This is a genomic window from Thermoleptolyngbya sichuanensis A183 (assembly GCF_013177315.1).
GTDB classification, from domain to species: domain Bacteria; phylum Cyanobacteriota; class Cyanobacteriia; order Elainellales; family Elainellaceae; genus Thermoleptolyngbya; species Thermoleptolyngbya sichuanensis.
The window spans coordinates 1,330,589-1,346,119 of record NZ_CP053661.1 but is presented as its reverse complement, the minus strand read 5'-3'; the positions used below and the strand labels follow the sequence as shown (position 1 = coordinate 1,346,119).

The following is a 15,531-nucleotide window of genomic DNA, read 5'->3' as shown; positions in this document are numbered from 1 at the left end:
GATGACTTGTAAATATCCTAAGGGATGAAGCCTGTAGACTCGTGAAATTGCTGGATTTGAAACTGTTTGGATTTGAAATTGCTGGATTTGAAATTCGCAAGATGGAAATGCTCGAATGCCGGGACATTTCGCAATTCCGGGACAGCGACTCAGCTTGTAAGTCAGTTTGCCCGCGACGGGGTCACGACTATCGCTATGCGCTTTTCAAGCTGGATCTACGCAGACGGCCGCCGACACGCCATAACAAACATTGCAGGACAGATGTTGCATAACAAACATTCCATCCGGCTAACTTTCCCTTCATCTTCAAAGAAGCCAGGGTAATCAACGGTTGTTTGGTATACCGTTTGGCAATCTGGGCTGAGTGATTTCGGCACTAGCTATGGCGAGTTTGGGATGTAGGGGCGATCGCCATATACCAAGATACAGTCCAAGATACAGTCCAAAATACAGGTAGCTGAATCCGACACTACCGGGGATCAACACTGGGATCAATGGCGGTAAACTATGTGAATTGATTTACCTTAATGATTTACTAAACATTTAACGTTTCTCCAACCCGCACTGGGTTTCAGAGGTTCTGTCAGAGGGCGCGTTTTTATTTATGACGCTGACGCAAAATCCGCCAACCGTGCGGCAACAAACGGGCCGCACCGTGGGCAAGTCCTACCAATCGCTGGTGGTGATGCTCACCGTCACCGTCGCTCTGCTAGGAGGCATCGGCACTCGCCTGGCCTACCTGCAACTGGTCGAAGGGCAATACAATCGGCAATTGGCAGACGACAACCGGGTGCGGCTGATTCCTCGACCGCCAGAGCGGGGGCGAATCCTCGACCGCAAAGGGCGGACGCTGGCAGGGAGCCGCCTTTCCTATGCGGTGTTTCTCTGGCCGATTGCCAATCGCCAGGCCAACTGGCGGCCCATTGTCAAGCGGCTATCCACGATCCTCAATATTCCTGAAGAGACTATCCAGAAGCGGCTAGATCAGGCTGGCTATAGCTCTCCAGAACTACTCCGCATCGCTCGTGGCATCAGCCCCGCCCAGGTAACAGCGCTGGCCGAGTTTAGCCAGCAGATGCCGGGGGTGCAGGTGCAGGCAGAGGCGGTGCGCTACTATCCCCACGGGGATCTGGCGGCCCATGTGCTGGGCTATACGGGCGAAATGTCAGACGAAGACTTGGAACGGCGGCGGTCTGAAGGCTATCGCTTGGGGGATGTGGTCGGGCAGATGGGCGTGGAGGCGGCGTTTGAACGGCAACTCCGGGGGCAGTGGGGCGGGCAGCAGGTCGAGGTGGACGGCATGGGCCATGTGCTGCGAGTGCTGGGCGAAAAGTCGGCACGGGCGGGCAATACCGTGACGCTGACGCTGGATCTAGATTTGCAAAAGGCGGCGGAAACGGTGTTGGGCGATCGCAAAGGGGCGATCGTTGCCCTCGATCCGCGCAACGGAGCCGTACTGGCGCTCGTCAGCCGTCCAGCCTTTGACCCCAATCTTTTTTCTACCCACATTACGGATGCCCAGTGGCAGGAGTTGCAAAGCAAGTCCTATCCGTTTGTCAACCGGGCCCTCCAGGGCTATCCGCCGGCCAGCACCTTTAAGATTGTCACCACGACAGCGGCGATTGAGTCGGGGCGCTATTCCCCCAGCACCGTTCTTCGGACTCGACCCTACATCGAAGTCGGCGGTATCAAGTTTTGGGACTGGAACAATGCAGGCTTTGGGCCGCTGGATTTTCGCGGAGCCATGGCCTGGAGCAGCGATACGTTTTTCTACCAAACCGCGATGGGCATGGGCCATGAACCGCTGATTGAGTGGACGCGGCGCTACGGCTTTGGACGGAAAACGGGCATTGAACTGGCGGCTGAAGAATCGGCGGGGCTGGTGCCCGATCCGGTCTGGAAGCGCGAAAACCTGGATGAGGAATGGTTTATCGGCGACACCATCAATATGTCCATCGGTCAGGGCTATATGCAGGCCTCGCCGCTCCAGGTGGCGGTGATGTTTGCAGTGCCCGCGAATGGCGGTGATTTGGTGCGTCCCCATTTGCTAAAAGACCAGGAGGCAGCCCGCTCGTGGCGCACTCCTATTGGTCTGAGTCCTACGACACTGAGAATTTTGCAAGATGGGCTACGTCGGGTGGTCAGCAGCGGCACGGGCACAGTGATGAATACGCCCAGCCTGCCGCCCAACGCGGGCAAAACGGGTACTGCCGAAGATCCACCGCGCAAATCCCACGCCTGGTATGGCGGCTATGCTCCGCTGGATAATCCAGAAATTGTCGTGGTAGCGTTTATCGAGAATTCCCCTGAGGGAGGCGGCGGCAAGGTGGCTGCGCCGATGGTGAAGCAAGTGCTGGAAACGTATTTCAATAAAACCCAGCCCGATAGCCAGGCTGCGCCCCAGGGTGGGGTCGTGTCTGATTAGGCTGGGACTTTTAGGCTGGTCTTTTTGGGATGGTGGGCGCTTCTGTGCAGGGGCGCTGTGGATGGGCGATCGCCCATCAGGTTTACACCCGTTCGCTAAAAAAAGCGCTAGCGTGGCGATTGGGGATACAGGATGGCAAAGCGTAGCGCCCGTGAGAAGCCGCTACTGTCACCTTAGATGTCATCACCTTGAGATGTCACCTTGAGATGTCACGTTAGATAACGGCTGGCTTTTGAGCCGGGGATCTATTCCCAGTCTTTCTTAGTTTTTCGTTTTGTATGTCTAGAAGTCGATTAATTACGCTTTTTCGCCGAGCTTATCGAATTTCGCAATGGTCTGAGCAAACACAAATGTCCCTGCCCGAAGCGTCGGGGTGGCTGGATGCAAACCTGTCGCGGCGGCGCGTGTTGCAGGCAGGCGCAGTGCTGGGTGGCACGCTGGGGATGGGCAGTTTGGGAATGAAAGACTCGGTGGGGGACGATCGCTCTTATCCATCGGGGCAGCCCACTCGCTCTGGCGAAAACTCATCGCCCGTGCTGATTGTGGGAGCGGGTGTGGCAGGATTAACGGCTGCCTATCGGCTCCAGCAGGCAGGTATGCCGTTTGAGCTAGTCGAAGCCAGTGCCCGCATCGGCGGTCGGCTGCGGACTGTGCGAAACCCGGATGGACTGCCGGGGACAGTGGAACTGGGTGGCGAATTTATCGACACGCGCCATACCCACGTCCGCGCTCTGGCCGCAGAATTGGGACTGGAATTGTCTGACCTGCGGGCGGCTGATGCGGGGCTAGAGCCGGAGGTGCTGTATTTCCAGGGACAAAAGGTGAGCCATGAGGCAGTGGTGGAGCGGTTTGCCCCCCTCGCCAAGCGAATCACGCAGGACTTGCTGGCGATGGGGCGAGGCATCACCTATCGCCAGCATAATGACCACGCCGCCCAGCTCGATCGGCTGTCGCTGGCAGAATATCTGGATGCGGCAGAGATTGACCCGGTGATTCACCAACTGGTGCGGGTAGCCTACATCACCGAATTTGGACGAGACGCAGAAGATATGTCCTGCTTGAACATGCTCTATCTGATTGGGACAGAGGTGGGGCAGTGGAGCACCTACGGCGACAGCGACGAGCGTTGGCATGTGGTCGGCGGCAACCAGTCGATTCCTGAAGCGCTGGCACAACGGGTTGCGGGGGCGATCGCCCTCAACACCGCTCTGGAATCGATTCGCCTCGCCCCCGATGGGCGCTATCGCGTCAGCCTGCGACAAGACGGCAAGAGCATCGAGCGCAGCTACGAAAAGGTGCTGCTGACCATTCCGTTTTCGGTGCTGCGACAGGTGGAACTCGCGATAGACCTGCCGCCCGTCAAGCAAAAGGCGATCGCCGAGTTGGGCTATGGCACCAGCAGCAAGCTGGCCGTCCCCTTCCAGGAGCGTATCTGGCGCACCCGCTACGGCTCCACCATCAGCGTCTACACTGACCTGGATTTTCAAAATACCTGGGAAAGCGCCCGCTACTCGCCGGGGCCGAGCGCCTGGGTGACAGACCTACGGGCGGGACGACAGGGCGTATTGCTGGCGGCCGATAGCCCCGCCACCCACGCCAAGGCGCTCGCCGCTGATCTAGACCAGATCTTTCCAGGCATTGCTGAAGTGCAAAAAGGGCGATCGCTCCGCGCAATTTGGGCGGCCGAACCCCACGCGCTGGGGTCTTATTCCTGCTATCGGCCCGGGCAGTGGACGGCGATCGCCGGAGCCGAAATCGAGCGGGTGGGCAATCTCTGGTTCGCAGGGGAACACTGCTCTCTAGAATCCCAGGGCTATATGAATGGCGCAGTAGAGACGGCTGAAATCGCTACCCGCAGCATTCTTCAGGCATAAAAGTTGAAAAGACCTGGTAGCTTCATCAGAAACCCTGGCAAGATTCCCATCTTCTGCCAGGGTCTTTTATCGTCTACATCACAGGGCGATTTCGCAGTGTAATCTCACAGCGCGATTTCACAGCGCGATTTGACTGGGCAATCTTACAGGGCGATTTCATAGTGCGATCGCCCAATCCTAATCGCCGCCGCCCCCCGATCCAACGCAGCGGGTTCCGTCCAGAGGACAGGTACTAGTTCCTCTTCGAGCAAGCGCCACTGGAGCAACGGCTGTAAACAGCACCAGCGCAAACAGCGCCACGAGAACAATTCGTTTCATCGCAAACCTCCTTGATGTTAGTCAATCCGTAGAAGGTTCCGGCCTGCTATTGGCAAGGCTTGGGAGTCCTTTCCGAGATAACTCACATCTTGGCGGCTCTGGCTGAGGGGAACCTGAAACAGCACTGAGTGCCCCAGAACCCTTTTGTGAGGAAACTGAAGCAACCGTGAGAATATGCCGAACCTTAGGCGAGCTTTTGTCCGATGGGCGATCGCCCCTTGCTAAAACTCAGGCCGCACTGTCTAGAACTCATCATCGGCATAGCCACCAGAGGCTGCCGCCGCCTCATTGTCACGCTTAGATCCCAGCAATTCCATTCGGTCAACCCGAATCACAGGCGCAGAGCGATCGGCTCCAGTGGCTCGATCTTTCCAGTATTCAAACTTGAGAGAGCCGCTGACTCCAATCAGGCTGCCTTTTCGGACATAGTTTGCAGCTACTTCAGCCGTCTTGCCCCACATCTCCAGGTTGAACCAGTCTGGCTCGTCGCTGTTGCGCGTGCGGCGGTTCACTGCCAGCGTAAACTTGCAGACCACGCTACCCGACTCGAAATACTTTACATCCGGATCACGACCCGCCCGACCCACCAAGGTAACGACGTTCAAGCTCATAGGATATTCCCCAAACCTAAAATCAAAACTTTGGAAACAGCAACTAAAGCCAAAGACGAAGAAAATCTGAGTCGATCAATCCTTTCAAAATTAATTCCTAAAAAAATCAGAGGAATGATTAGAATTGCATATCGCCTTGTGTAGTATGCCTGTCCTATTTTAACAGGATCTAGCCGGATTTTGAAGCGGTTGCTCCCTTGATTGCCGGATGATTGCCAGACTGTTTTGTCCAAATTTTTTCGCTTTAGCAAGCGCCGGAAACATCGTCAAATTGGCATCGGTTGGCGATCGCCAACTGCGCGATCGCCCCCATCCATCCACCTTCCATAATCTTCCTGGTATCTTGCGCCACAGGGATCAGTTTTGCGGTATCGTGAGCGGGGTGCAATCCGTCAGGATCTAATGACCAGATCGAGCCGGGAACTAGCAACAAGATGTTGGCGGCTGGCCTTCAAGTGTGGGCAATCGTCCTCATTCACTCAGTCAGCCCAAACCCGATCAGCATCTTAGAGCTAATTTGTAAAGGAGCCTGAAAGCCTTGTTAATCAAGGATTTCCGAGAAACCGCTTTTCCTGGGCAAACATGACCTCAAAGCCACACATGCCAAGAGTTTCAGGCTTCTTAAGATTTGCTTCATAAATTAGCTCTTAGGCATATTCCGACTAGACGGTTGACAAAAATCGTAATACAATCCCATCGACGGAGTTAGACTGTTGTACTTGAATCTCTTCCATACTCATGCGTTAAATTCTTGGAGCTGGGTTGGAACCCTGAGGTATTGTTTGGAGACACTAATTCTGGAAACACTAAATCTGGAAACACTAAATTTTGAAGGCATTGGCTTAGCAGCGTTGTGCAGGTAGAGTTGAGTTCAAGGCATGACGAATCTGTGCAGCATCAGCAGCAAAGCTGCTTTTCAAAAGCAAGGCGGCTCTCTGAAAAGGGAAGTCCGGTTCATCGGGCAGCATCTGCAAGTTTACCCCTGAGCATCGTCATCACCTCAGAATCGTTAACCAGGTGCCAGCCAAGGATTTTACCTGAGTTATCGGGGCATTTAGAGCGATCGCAGTAGTGTTTTTGTAACTAGGAGCTTGTTAGGCTAGTGGGACTTTTTAACCGCTTCTCGTTGTCACGCGACATGGGTATCGACCTGGGCACAGCAAACACCCTGGTCTACGTTTCGGGTCGGGGCATTGTGCTTCAAGAACCATCAGTGGTAGCCATCGACCAAAACGAGAAAGTACCCCTAGCCGTTGGCGAAGATGCCAAGAAGATGCTGGGACGGACTCCCGGAAACGTGATGGCACTGCGCCCCCTGCGTGATGGGGTGATTGCAGATTTTGACACGGCTGAGCTAATGCTCAAGCACTTCATCCGCCGCGTCCATGAAGGTCGGACGCTCGTTTCCCCTCGTATCGTGATTGGCATTCCCAGTGGCGTGACGGGCGTTGAGCGTCGGGCTGTGATGGAAGCTGCATCCCAGGCGGGAGCCCGAGATGTTTATTTGATTGATGAACCTGTGGCCGCAGCCATTGGGGCTGGCTTGCCTGTGGCAGAGCCGACTGGAAACATGATTATCGACATCGGCGGTGGCACCACCGAGGTCGCAGTGCTAAGCTTGCAGGGCACTGTGCTGAGCGAATCGGTGCGGGTTGCTGGCGACGAGCTAAGCGAGGCCATTTCCCAATATATGAAAAAGGTTCACAACCTGGTGATTGGGGAACGTACAGCAGAGGAAATCAAAATCACGGTCGGCTCCGCCTATCCAACGGACAACCATGACGACATCATTATGGATGTTCGAGGGCTGCACCTACTGTCGGGGCTGCCCCGCACCGTTTCGGTGAAAGCGCCAGAGATCCGTGAAGCGATGGCAGAACCTCTGTCGGTCATCATCGAAGCTGTTAAGCGCACGCTGGAGCGCACCCCTCCTGAACTGGCGGCAGACATCATCGATCGGGGGATCATGCTGGCAGGGGGCGGAGCCTTGCTGCGTGGGCTAGATACCCTGATCAGCCATGAGACAGGAATTGTGGTTCACGTTGCAGCCGACCCACTGAGTTGCGTAGTGCTGGGCACTGGGCGTGTGCTAGAAAACTTCAAGCAGCTTGAGCGGGTCTTTAGCGGACACTCTCGCAATATGTAGCGTAAGGCTGTATAGCTTACCAGTATTCTGAATTGGTGTTCTGAGCAAGTATTTCCAGTTTTCGTGGGGATTCCTCTCAGGATTCGTATCAAGCATTTCAGGACTTGTGTGAAGCGCTGGCGATGAGGATTGAGCGCGGCTAATGTACGTACTGCGTCGATGGTGGGGGAAGAATGGGTTGCGGCTGGGGCTAGCAGTGCTGGCTCTTAGCACTGCGTGGATGCTCAGGCAAACCCAGGGTGCATTTGTGCTAGAGCTATATCGAGCGATCAGCGCCCCGTTTCAGGCTAAAGGCCCGACTCGCGCCGAAATCCTGAATAACGCCCAGGTTCAAGAGTTGCAGCAGCGCTTAATTGAGCTAGAAAGCCAAAACCGCCGACTCCAAGAATTGTTGAACTACAATACGACGCAGCCACAACCGGGGATTGCGGCTCCGATTATTGGGCGCAGCGCTGACCACTGGTGGCAGCAGGTGACCTTGGGACGGGGAAGGAGAGACGGGGTAGAAGTTGGTTCTATTGTCTCGGGAACGGGCGGACTGGTGGGGCGAGTGGTACAAGTGACGGCGAATACAAGCCGTGTGCTGTTGGTGAGTGATCCCACCAGTCGTATCGGCGTGACGGTTAGCCGCTCTCGCTTTATGGGCTACATGCGGGGGCAGTCGGGCAATCGGGCAGTGATGGAGTTTTTTGAAAAGGTGCCGGATGTGAAACCGGGGGATGTCGTGTCTACGTCGTCGTTTAGCCAGCTGTTTCCGCCAGGGCTGCCTGTGGGGCGCATTGAGTCAGTAGACTTTAGCAAAAGCCCTGCCCCAGAGGCCATTGTCGAGCTATCGGCCCCGATTAGCACATTGGACTGGGTGCTGGTTGCGCCCAATCCAAAACCTGCTGCTACTGAACCGCCCCCGCCGCCCCCGCCGCCACCAGACTCGACCTTGCCCTGATGATCCTGCCTAAGTGCTATGAATGATTTGCTGCTTCTGAGTCCTTATTTGAGGCAGGCGCTAAATGCACTGGTAACGGCTGGCTCAGTCTTGGCCTGTTTGCTGGTTTTGCCAACCCGGTTTGTAGGGATGGAACTGTTGGGGGTGGGGCCAAACTGGCTGCTGATCTGGGTTGTGGCCTGGAGTGTCAAGCGATCGCCCTGGCAGGGTGCGATCGCCGGAGTTGTGCTGGGGCTGCTGCAAGACGGCATGACGGCGGCCAACCCAACTCATACACTGAGTCTCGCGCTGGTGGGGTTGCTTACAGCATTGATTCAAAAGCAGCGCTATATCCAAGAAGACTTTATTTCGGTGGCGCTGATTGTGTTTGGCATGGCGGTGATTGCGGAAACCGTGACGGCGTTTCAATTCATGCTTCAAGATCTACGAGTACCCGATCGCCTTTCCTCCCGCACGCTTTCAGAGATTTGGAACTATCACCAGCAAATTGCCCTCTGCTCTGCCATTCTCAGTAGCCTCTGGGCACCAGCGCTTTATTACCCACTGAATCGCTGGTGGCAGCGAGTGAGTCTGGCAGATCAACTCCAGGCCTAGAGAGGAACTGGGGCGTTACCACTGATCCACGGTGTCTAAAATTTTTTGATCAACTTGGTCAACAACGCATCTCTGAATGTCCATTGACAGGGATAATAGGGGTAGCTGAAATCTTGCTCAGTCTGGCTTCCAGAGAAGGCTCTAAGTATTTTTACCCAAAGCTGATATGCTAAGCGACCGGAGCAGCACGTTCAGCCAAAAGATTAGATGACGAGCGAGAAAATTTAGGGATTCTCCTGCGTTTTCTTGACGAAAAAAGCTTTTGCGACCACATAGACGCATTGAACACACAGACGCATTTCTTGGAGCGATCGCAACAATGGGTTTAATTAAGAAACTAATTGGGGGACTGTTCTCGTTTTTGGGTGGGCTGGGCAAGCTGCTGGGCTTGGGCAAGTCTTCAGAATATTTTCTAGAGGCTGAGCCTTCTAGTAGTGCTGCGCCTGCGGCTCCGGTTGCTGAGGCTGCCCCTGCGACGACTGAAGCGCCCGTGGCTGCCCCTGCCCCTGCGGCGGCTGTGGCTACGGTTGCGCCTCCTGCAACGGATGTTACGTCGAATGGCAAGGCTCCTGCGGCTGCGGCTCCGTCCCCGGCTCCGGCTGCCAAGCCTACACCTGAGGCTTCGCCTGCGGCTGATCAAACCTTTGCGCCGAATTTTGTGGTGTTGAGCAGCAGCCGGAGCGGTCGTCGTCGCCCTGGCCCCAGCCTCAATCCGTTTCTAGACATGGCGCGTCAGGTCAGATCCCAGGGCTAAGTCAGTGCTTTAAAGCTTTCCAGGTCGTTGATTGCCCTGAGTCGATCCTCCTAAATCTCCCTTAAAAAGGGGAGCTGCCGGAGCGGTTTGGCCTAGTTCCCCTTTTGCCTTTGGTCTTGGCTGATTTTTTGGCTAGATTTAGGTTCTTGGCTAGATTGAAATTTGGCTAGCTTGAGAGCTGCTGTTGAAGGGTTCAACGGCAGCTTTTTGGATTTGGATTTGAAATTTGGTCTTGTAGCAAGTTTTTGGGGTTCTAGCGGGCACACCTCCTGAGCAATCACGCAGATGCGTAAGTTCTACTTGTATCAACTTGCCAATAAAATTAGCTGGAAGGCATGTCTTGCTCCAAGGCGGCTGCAAGGATTGACAGCGCGGCCGCAGGTGCGGTGATGGCTCGCAGCACGCGCCGCCCCAGCGAGACAACTCGATAGCCTGCGGCGATCGCCCCGTCGATTTCGGCATCGGTCCAGCCGCCTTCGGGGCCAATGGCGATTGCCACTGGTTTGGTCGATGGGGAGGCTCCACGAGTTGGCAAGAGTTTTTGGAGCAGATGAGGGCGATCGCCCCGCGCCTCGCACAGATAAGCATCGCAAGTCTCCGCATTCCAGACCGTGAGCGCGTCGCTCCAGGACTGGGGCTCACCGATCGTGGGCACGAACTGCCGTTCGGATTGTTCCGCAGCCTCTTGGGCAATGCGCCGCCAGCGATCGAGCTTTTGGGGACTGGGGTTGAGTAGCGTGCGATCGCTCAAAATCGGCATAATCTGCGCTGCGCCCAGTTCCGTTGCCTGGCGAACAATGTCGTCCATGCCCTGCCCCTTGGGCATGGCAATCAGCAGCACAACAGGGCGCGGCAGTTCTGTGGGTGCAATTGGGATCTGTTCCTCTAGAATTTGCATCTGGTCGGGCGGCTCGACGGCAACCAGCCAGCACTGCCCCAGACCATCCATTGCCAATAGGCGATCGCCCGCCTGAAGCCGCAACACTCGCCACAAGTAGTGCTGCTGCTCTGGTGTCAGTCGGATATACGACCCACTGATCTGGTCAGGCGCAATGGTAAGCCGCTGAAACTGGGACACAGAGGATGCAGCAGGAGTTGGGGTTAGCAGGATTAGCGCTCGTGCTCGAATATTAACCGTGCTTGAATATTAATCACCTAATTAATCACCTAGTGCGCTTGAAGCTGAAAATACTCATCGTCTAGCGAAGTTCGCACCAAGAACATGCAGCCGCCCACCGTTTCAGATGGCTCATGCACCGTTCCCTGGCGAGAGCGAATGTAGTCCCCTGCGCCATACACCTCACCGTCAATTCTCAGATCACCATCGAGCATGTAAATCTCTTCGGGAGCCGCATGACGATGAATCGGATAGACTGCACCCGGCTCCGCCTTGAGCAGCGCGGTTACTTCTCGCTTTGCCAGATCTACGTAGAGCGGAGCGACGGAAACACCAGGAACCCGATAGGGCTGCCAGTCAAGGTCGCGACCGCGCACGGTCAGTCGGTTGCCGCTAGAAAACTGGCGCATCAATACCCGTGCGGCAGCAACAGCCTCGCGTACCTGGCGGAATGAAAAGGAGGCGAGCGGTTCTGCGACCGGCGGAGAGGCGGATTCGGACGGGACTGAGCCAGCGGGCTGAACCGTGTCTTGATAAATCCGCTGAAACAGTCGATCCTTCAGATCGGCAGCAGGCGACACCAACTCCAAACTATAGGGCAGCATAGCCACGGTTTCTTCCAGTTCGGCCATTTCAGTGGCCAATTCTGGACATTCCTCTAGATAGTCGTTAATCTGCTGAAGCCCTGCATCGTCTAGCAGCCCAAGGGCGTACAGTGCAGCCAAGTCACACAAGCAGGGGGCGTGATCCATAGTTACTGCTGTCATTATTTCTTCATCCTAGCTTGTGGATTTGGTAAGCGTTCTGACGGTGCTAAACGATTGACCAAGCGTTTTTCTATACTGACCCATGTTTATCTCAATACATCTCAATATCTTTGGATCTCTGCGCTTTGCATCTATGCTCTGCGTCTATGCTTCGTGCTGATGCCTATAGCTGCGCTGCTGGCTATGATGCATCTGTCGCCGCTTGTTGCAGGTGCAAGCCATGTCGGGCCGGAATACCACCTCACAACGTAGGACGGCTATGCTGCTATGCTGCGACCCTGTTGACTAGTGCAAGCCGTGTTGGGCTAATAGCACCGTTCAGCAGCATTGCCGTTGCGCTATGGCTGTGAAATAGCTGCACGATAGTTGCATCATCATATTTTTGGGTTCTGCTTTTTGGATTCTGTGTTTCTATCTACTTGTGTTGCATCCGCACTCTATAGTGTATGCAAGTGTAAGTGTATGCAGCATCTATCTAATGTATGCAGCGTCCAATCTTTTCAGCGTTCTTCCGAGTTTCGGGGGGACCAAAAGGCTCCTTAGAGCTAATTTGTAAAGGAGCCTGAAAGCCTTGTTAATCAAGGATTTCCGAGAAACCGCTTTTCCTGGGCAAGCATGACCTCAAAGCCACACATGCCAAGAGTTTCAGGCTTCTTAAGATTTGCTTCATAAATTAGCTCTAATGTATGCAGCGTCCAATCTTTTCAGCGTTCTTCCGAGTTTCGGGGGGCCCAAAAGACTCCTTACTCTAACAAGTCCTCAATCTAACAAGTCGAGTGCATCAAGCACCTGTCGGAGTTTGTTCAAACCCAGACGGATGCGCGTTTTCACCGTTCCCAGAGATTTTCCGGTCTTGGTTGCGATTTCTACATGGGTCAATCCTTCGTAGTAAGCTAGCTCAAGCACCTCGCGCTGTTCTACGGGCAGTCGCTGCATTGCTGCCAACAGGCGATCGCGCCGTTCATTTATTAATACGTCTTCTGTCGGATCTGAGATCTGTGCTTGGGGGACTGTTTTTGCGGCTTCGGTAGAAGACTCGACAGCTTTGCTGACGCGCTGGAGCGATCGCAGTCGGTCGAGCGAGCGGCTGCGGGTGAGCATGAATAGCCATGCGTCTACCCGTCCACGCTGGGGATCATAGCGCCCTGCCAGCTTCCACACCTGGCTAAACACGTCCAGCACAATTTCTTCTGCCTCTTCGACCGACCCCAAAATCCGAAATGCCAGGGAATACAGCACTCGCGCATAGCGGTCGTACAGGAGGGATAGGGCAGATTGATCCTGCTGGGCGATGCGGGCCAGCAGGTGCGCTTCCTCGGAGGTTGAGGGTTGAGGGGGCATGAGTCAGGATTGGGGGGAGATTAGACTAGCCCATAGCCGAGGCTAAAGCATGAGGCCAAAGCATACCGTCCAGAGCATACAGTCCAGCCTAGCCGCTCAACAGCGCTTCCACAAACTCATAGCTAGAGAAGGGGCGCAAATCTTCAATTCCTTCCCCTGCGCCGATGAAGCGGATGGGCAACCCCAACTGCTGCACGACGGCCAGCGCGATGCCGCCTTTGGCTGTGCCATCTAGCTTGGTTAGCACAACTCCGCTTAGCTGGGCGGCTTCGGAGAACACCTCAGCTTGGCGCAAGCCATTTTGCCCCAGAGTGGAGTCTAACACCAGCAGCGACTCGATACGGGCATCTGGTGCTTTTTTGTCGATGATGCGGCGAACTTTGGCGAGTTCATCCATTAGGTTTTTCTTGTTTTGCAGCCGGCCTGCCGTGTCGATGAGCAGCAGTTCGGTTCCCCGCGCCTGGGCCGCTGTGATTGCGTCGAATACGACGGCGGCGGGGTCGGTGTTTTTGCCAGGGTTGGCGATGACTTCTACGTTGCTGCGATCGCCCCACACTTTCACCTGCTGCACGGCAGCGGCTCGGAAGGTGTCGGCTGCGCCAATCAGGGTTTTGTAGCCCGATTTTTGGGCGATGTGGGCAATTTTACCGATGGTCGTGGTTTTGCCCGCGCCATTAACCCCCGTCATCAGCCAGATGTTGAGGGTGTCCTTTTCGGGAGCAAAGGTGGGACTAACAGGCTTGCCGCCGGGGTTGTCGAGCATGTCTCGCAGGATTTCTTTAAGATAGGCGATCGCCGCTTCGGGGGGCAGAGATTCCTGGCGCAGTTTGTCCTGCAAGCGCTCGATGATCCGATCCGTCGCCTCCACGCCCACGTCTGCCTGGAGCAGCAGCGACTCGATCTCCATCACCGCATCTTGGTTGAGCGGCCCCTGACCGACGATCGCCCGCAGTTGGTTCACCAGGCTGCGTCGCGTCTTGTCGAGTCCCTGGCGCAGGCGCTTGAGCCAGGTAATTTCCTCCAGATCTACTTGGTCGGCCCGGCGGCCCTGGGAGGCTAGCACCTGCGCCGACCAAAGGAAGCTCTCATCCAGGGGAAGATCCGGTTCTGGGGCGGAGTCCGTTGGGCTGGCTGATTCAGTAGCCAGTTTTTCAGCTTCCGCTGCTGCTTCTTGGGCCGCTTCTGCTTTGAGTTGCTCCAGGCGGGCCTGCCGCTCGGCCTCGGCCTGGGCCCAAAAGGGGAGCGGAGCCGCAGCCGTCTCTGGCGCAGTTTCTGGTGCAGTTTCTGGCGCGGTTTCTGGCGCGGCAGCCGTTGATAGTTCGCTGGGCGCTACTGCTTCAGAGGGGTTCGATGCGGTTTTTTCAGCCGCAGATGAATCGGCGATCGCCCCTGACGCGGCTTCGTCCGTCGTAGCGAGTTCTGTAACGGTTTCGGGCGTGGTGGACTCAGCGGTTTCCTGCTGGCGCTTTTGAATATTTTTGTAGGCAGACTTTGCCCAGGCGAGATAGTCTTGGGCGATCGCCGCTTCACCCGCAGCAGCATCGGCAGGCGCTTTCGACTTTGGCGCTGGGGCAGCGCCTTTCTGTGGATCTGGCTCTGCCTCAGCGGGCTGGTTTTCGTATTGACGGTTGAACCAATTAAACGACGACATAGGGAGGGTCAGGGGTTAGGGACATTGCTCTGGATCAGGAGCAAACGCCCAAGAGCGCCTGGAGCCGCTGCATCCAGATTTCCGCTTCATCTATAAGCTAGCTTATAGTGCTTGCGTTTTTCCTAGTGAAGAGATTTCCGCCAACCCGGAACAGGGCAAGGCTGGAAGTGCGGCCCATCGGAACGGCGGCCGGGGAAAGTCTGATAAAGCCTTGGTTTAGAATTAGAACGCTTGGGCTGCGGGTCATCTAAGGGGTCTTCAGGCTTTTTCGAGCTTATCTTCGGGCCTGTCTTCGGGCCTGTCTTCGGGCTTCTCGACCACCCGCCGCAGCACGCCGTTGATAAAGCGATGCCCATCGTCGTCGCTATAGCGTTTGGCTAGCTCAACGGCTTCGTTAATCGCCACTTTGTCAGGAATGCCCATGTATTGAAACTCCGCCACAGCCAGCCGCAGAATATCGCGGTCGATCTGGGGAAGCCGATGAAGCTGCCAGTCTACCATTGCGGCGGAAATAATCTGATCGATTTCGGCGCGGCGGATGCTGACGGTTTGCAGCAGCGCCAGAGTGTAGTCGCGCACTTCCTGATGATTGGCGAGTTGCAGTATTTCCGGCAGTTCGACGGCGGTGCCAATCCGGTTGATGGCTGCTTGAGCCAGTTCCAGCGCTTCTTTCACCATAACGCGGGCGCTGTCGAGATCCTGGGCTTTGGTTTCACTGGCCAATAGGCGATCGCTCCCCCGCTCCACCTCGGCGGCGGCGGTTTCCAGCATGTCGTGAGCTTCGCCCGTCAGCGTCCGCACGGCGGCTAGGGCGACGGACTGAAGCTGTTGAGCCTCCAGTTTTTCGGGCTTGGATGGAAGCTGGCTCACGCTCAGCAACGCCAGTTCTCGCGCAATGCGTCGAGCTTGCATGTCGGGTTCTCAATCCTTAAAAAATTCAAGTGGAAACAGAGGGCAGGCTGGCGGAAACGCTCAAACTGGGTCAGATGG

General features: G+C 55.7%; 13 protein-coding genes. 6 read left to right on the top strand and 7 right to left on the bottom strand.

Annotated features, from left to right (window positions below):
- Positions 1-604: 604 nt before the first annotated feature.
- Positions 605-2,425, top strand: a complete 1,821-nt coding sequence (gene mrdA / locus HPC62_RS05765; protein ID WP_172354158.1) for a penicillin-binding protein 2 — start codon at positions 605-607, stop codon at positions 2,423-2,425.
- Positions 2,426-2,775: 350 nt separating this feature from the next.
- Entirely contained in the window at positions 2,776-4,299 is a 1,524-nt protein-coding gene (locus HPC62_RS05760) for a flavin monoamine oxidase family protein (protein ID WP_172354157.1), read from the top strand.
- 177 nt (positions 4,300-4,476) lie between these two features.
- On the opposite strand, the gene HPC62_RS05755 is transcribed toward HPC62_RS05760, so the two are convergent.
- Both HPC62_RS05755 and HPC62_RS05750 read right to left on the bottom strand, forming a co-directional pair.
- Complete coding sequence (locus tag HPC62_RS05755) at positions 4,477-4,617, bottom strand: hypothetical protein (RefSeq protein ID WP_172354156.1); 141 nt, start codon at positions 4,615-4,617, stop codon at positions 4,477-4,479.
- Between the two features lie 242 nt (positions 4,618-4,859).
- A complete protein-coding gene (locus tag HPC62_RS05750; RefSeq protein ID WP_172354155.1) occupies positions 4,860-5,228 on the bottom strand; it encodes a single-stranded DNA-binding protein in 369 nt (122 codons plus the stop codon).
- Positions 5,229-6,366: 1,138 nt separating this feature from the next.
- Between HPC62_RS05750 and HPC62_RS05745 the strand changes: the two genes are divergently transcribed.
- The 4 genes from HPC62_RS05745 to HPC62_RS05730 all read left to right on the top strand — a co-directional run bounded on the left by HPC62_RS05745 (position 6,367) and on the right by HPC62_RS05730 (position 9,665).
- Positions 6,367-7,374 carry a rod shape-determining protein gene (locus HPC62_RS05745; protein WP_172358799.1) on the top strand — a complete coding sequence of 336 codons (1,008 nt, stop codon included), beginning with the start codon at positions 6,367-6,369 and terminating at the stop codon, positions 7,372-7,374.
- A gap of 142 nt (positions 7,375-7,516) precedes the next feature.
- The gene (mreC, locus tag HPC62_RS05740) at positions 7,517-8,317 is read left to right on the top strand and encodes a rod shape-determining protein MreC (RefSeq protein ID WP_172354154.1); all 801 of its coding nucleotides are present in this window, start codon (positions 7,517-7,519) and stop codon (positions 8,315-8,317) included.
- A gap of 18 nt (positions 8,318-8,335) precedes the next feature.
- A complete protein-coding gene (gene mreD / locus HPC62_RS05735) occupies positions 8,336-8,911 on the top strand; it encodes a rod shape-determining protein MreD (RefSeq protein ID WP_172354153.1) in 576 nt (191 codons plus the stop codon).
- A gap of 319 nt (positions 8,912-9,230) precedes the next feature.
- A complete protein-coding gene (locus HPC62_RS05730; RefSeq protein WP_172354152.1) occupies positions 9,231-9,665 on the top strand; it encodes a hypothetical protein in 435 nt (144 codons plus the stop codon).
- 322 nt (positions 9,666-9,987) lie between these two features.
- On the opposite strand, the gene HPC62_RS05725 is transcribed toward HPC62_RS05730, so the two are convergent.
- From HPC62_RS05725 to nusB, 5 genes are all read right to left on the bottom strand, one after another.
- Complete coding sequence (locus HPC62_RS05725; protein ID WP_172354151.1) at positions 9,988-10,743, bottom strand: 16S rRNA (uracil(1498)-N(3))-methyltransferase; 756 nt, start codon at positions 10,741-10,743, stop codon at positions 9,988-9,990.
- Between the two features lie 89 nt (positions 10,744-10,832).
- Positions 10,833-11,549, bottom strand: coding sequence for a cupin domain-containing protein (locus HPC62_RS05720; RefSeq protein ID WP_205370582.1), 717 nt, complete (start codon positions 11,547-11,549; stop codon positions 10,833-10,835).
- Positions 11,550-12,308: 759 nt separating this feature from the next.
- Entirely contained in the window at positions 12,309-12,890 is a 582-nt protein-coding gene (locus HPC62_RS05715) for a sigma-70 family RNA polymerase sigma factor (RefSeq protein ID WP_172354150.1), read from the bottom strand.
- Positions 12,891-12,978: 88 nt separating this feature from the next.
- Positions 12,979-14,541, bottom strand: a complete 1,563-nt coding sequence (ftsY, locus tag HPC62_RS05710) for a signal recognition particle-docking protein FtsY (RefSeq protein ID WP_172354149.1) — start codon at positions 14,539-14,541, stop codon at positions 12,979-12,981.
- Positions 14,542-14,799: 258 nt separating this feature from the next.
- Positions 14,800-15,453, bottom strand: coding sequence for a transcription antitermination factor NusB (gene nusB / locus HPC62_RS05705; RefSeq protein WP_172354148.1), 654 nt, complete (start codon positions 15,451-15,453; stop codon positions 14,800-14,802).
- Between the last annotated feature and the right edge of the window lie 78 nt (positions 15,454-15,531).

What these genes read in the sequence shown, in the direction of transcription:
- mrdA (WP_172354158.1), top strand. Translation starts at nt 605, where the DNA reads ATGACGCTGACGCAAAATCCGCCAACCGTGCGGCAACAAACGGGCCGC.
- HPC62_RS05760 (WP_172354157.1), top strand. Translation starts at nt 2,776, where the DNA reads ATGTCCCTGCCCGAAGCGTCGGGGTGGCTGGATGCAAACCTGTCGCGG.
- HPC62_RS05755 (WP_172354156.1), bottom strand. Translation starts at nt 4,617, where the DNA reads ATGAAACGAATTGTTCTCGTGGCGCTGTTTGCGCTGGTGCTGTTTACA.
- HPC62_RS05750 (WP_172354155.1), bottom strand. Translation starts at nt 5,228, where the DNA reads ATGAGCTTGAACGTCGTTACCTTGGTGGGTCGGGCGGGTCGTGATCCG.
- HPC62_RS05745 (WP_172358799.1), top strand. Translation starts at nt 6,367, where the DNA reads ATGGGTATCGACCTGGGCACAGCAAACACCCTGGTCTACGTTTCGGGT.
- mreC (WP_172354154.1), top strand. Translation starts at nt 7,517, where the DNA reads ATGTACGTACTGCGTCGATGGTGGGGGAAGAATGGGTTGCGGCTGGGG.
- mreD (WP_172354153.1), top strand. Translation starts at nt 8,336, where the DNA reads ATGAATGATTTGCTGCTTCTGAGTCCTTATTTGAGGCAGGCGCTAAAT.
- HPC62_RS05730 (WP_172354152.1), top strand. Translation starts at nt 9,231, where the DNA reads ATGGGTTTAATTAAGAAACTAATTGGGGGACTGTTCTCGTTTTTGGGT.
- HPC62_RS05720 (WP_205370582.1), bottom strand. Translation starts at nt 11,549, where the DNA reads ATGACAGCAGTAACTATGGATCACGCCCCCTGCTTGTGTGACTTGGCT.
- HPC62_RS05715 (WP_172354150.1), bottom strand. Translation starts at nt 12,890, where the DNA reads ATGCCCCCTCAACCCTCAACCTCCGAGGAAGCGCACCTGCTGGCCCGC.
- ftsY (WP_172354149.1), bottom strand. Translation starts at nt 14,541, where the DNA reads ATGTCGTCGTTTAATTGGTTCAACCGTCAATACGAAAACCAGCCCGCT.
- nusB (WP_172354148.1), bottom strand. Translation starts at nt 15,453, where the DNA reads ATGCAAGCTCGACGCATTGCGCGAGAACTGGCGTTGCTGAGCGTGAGC.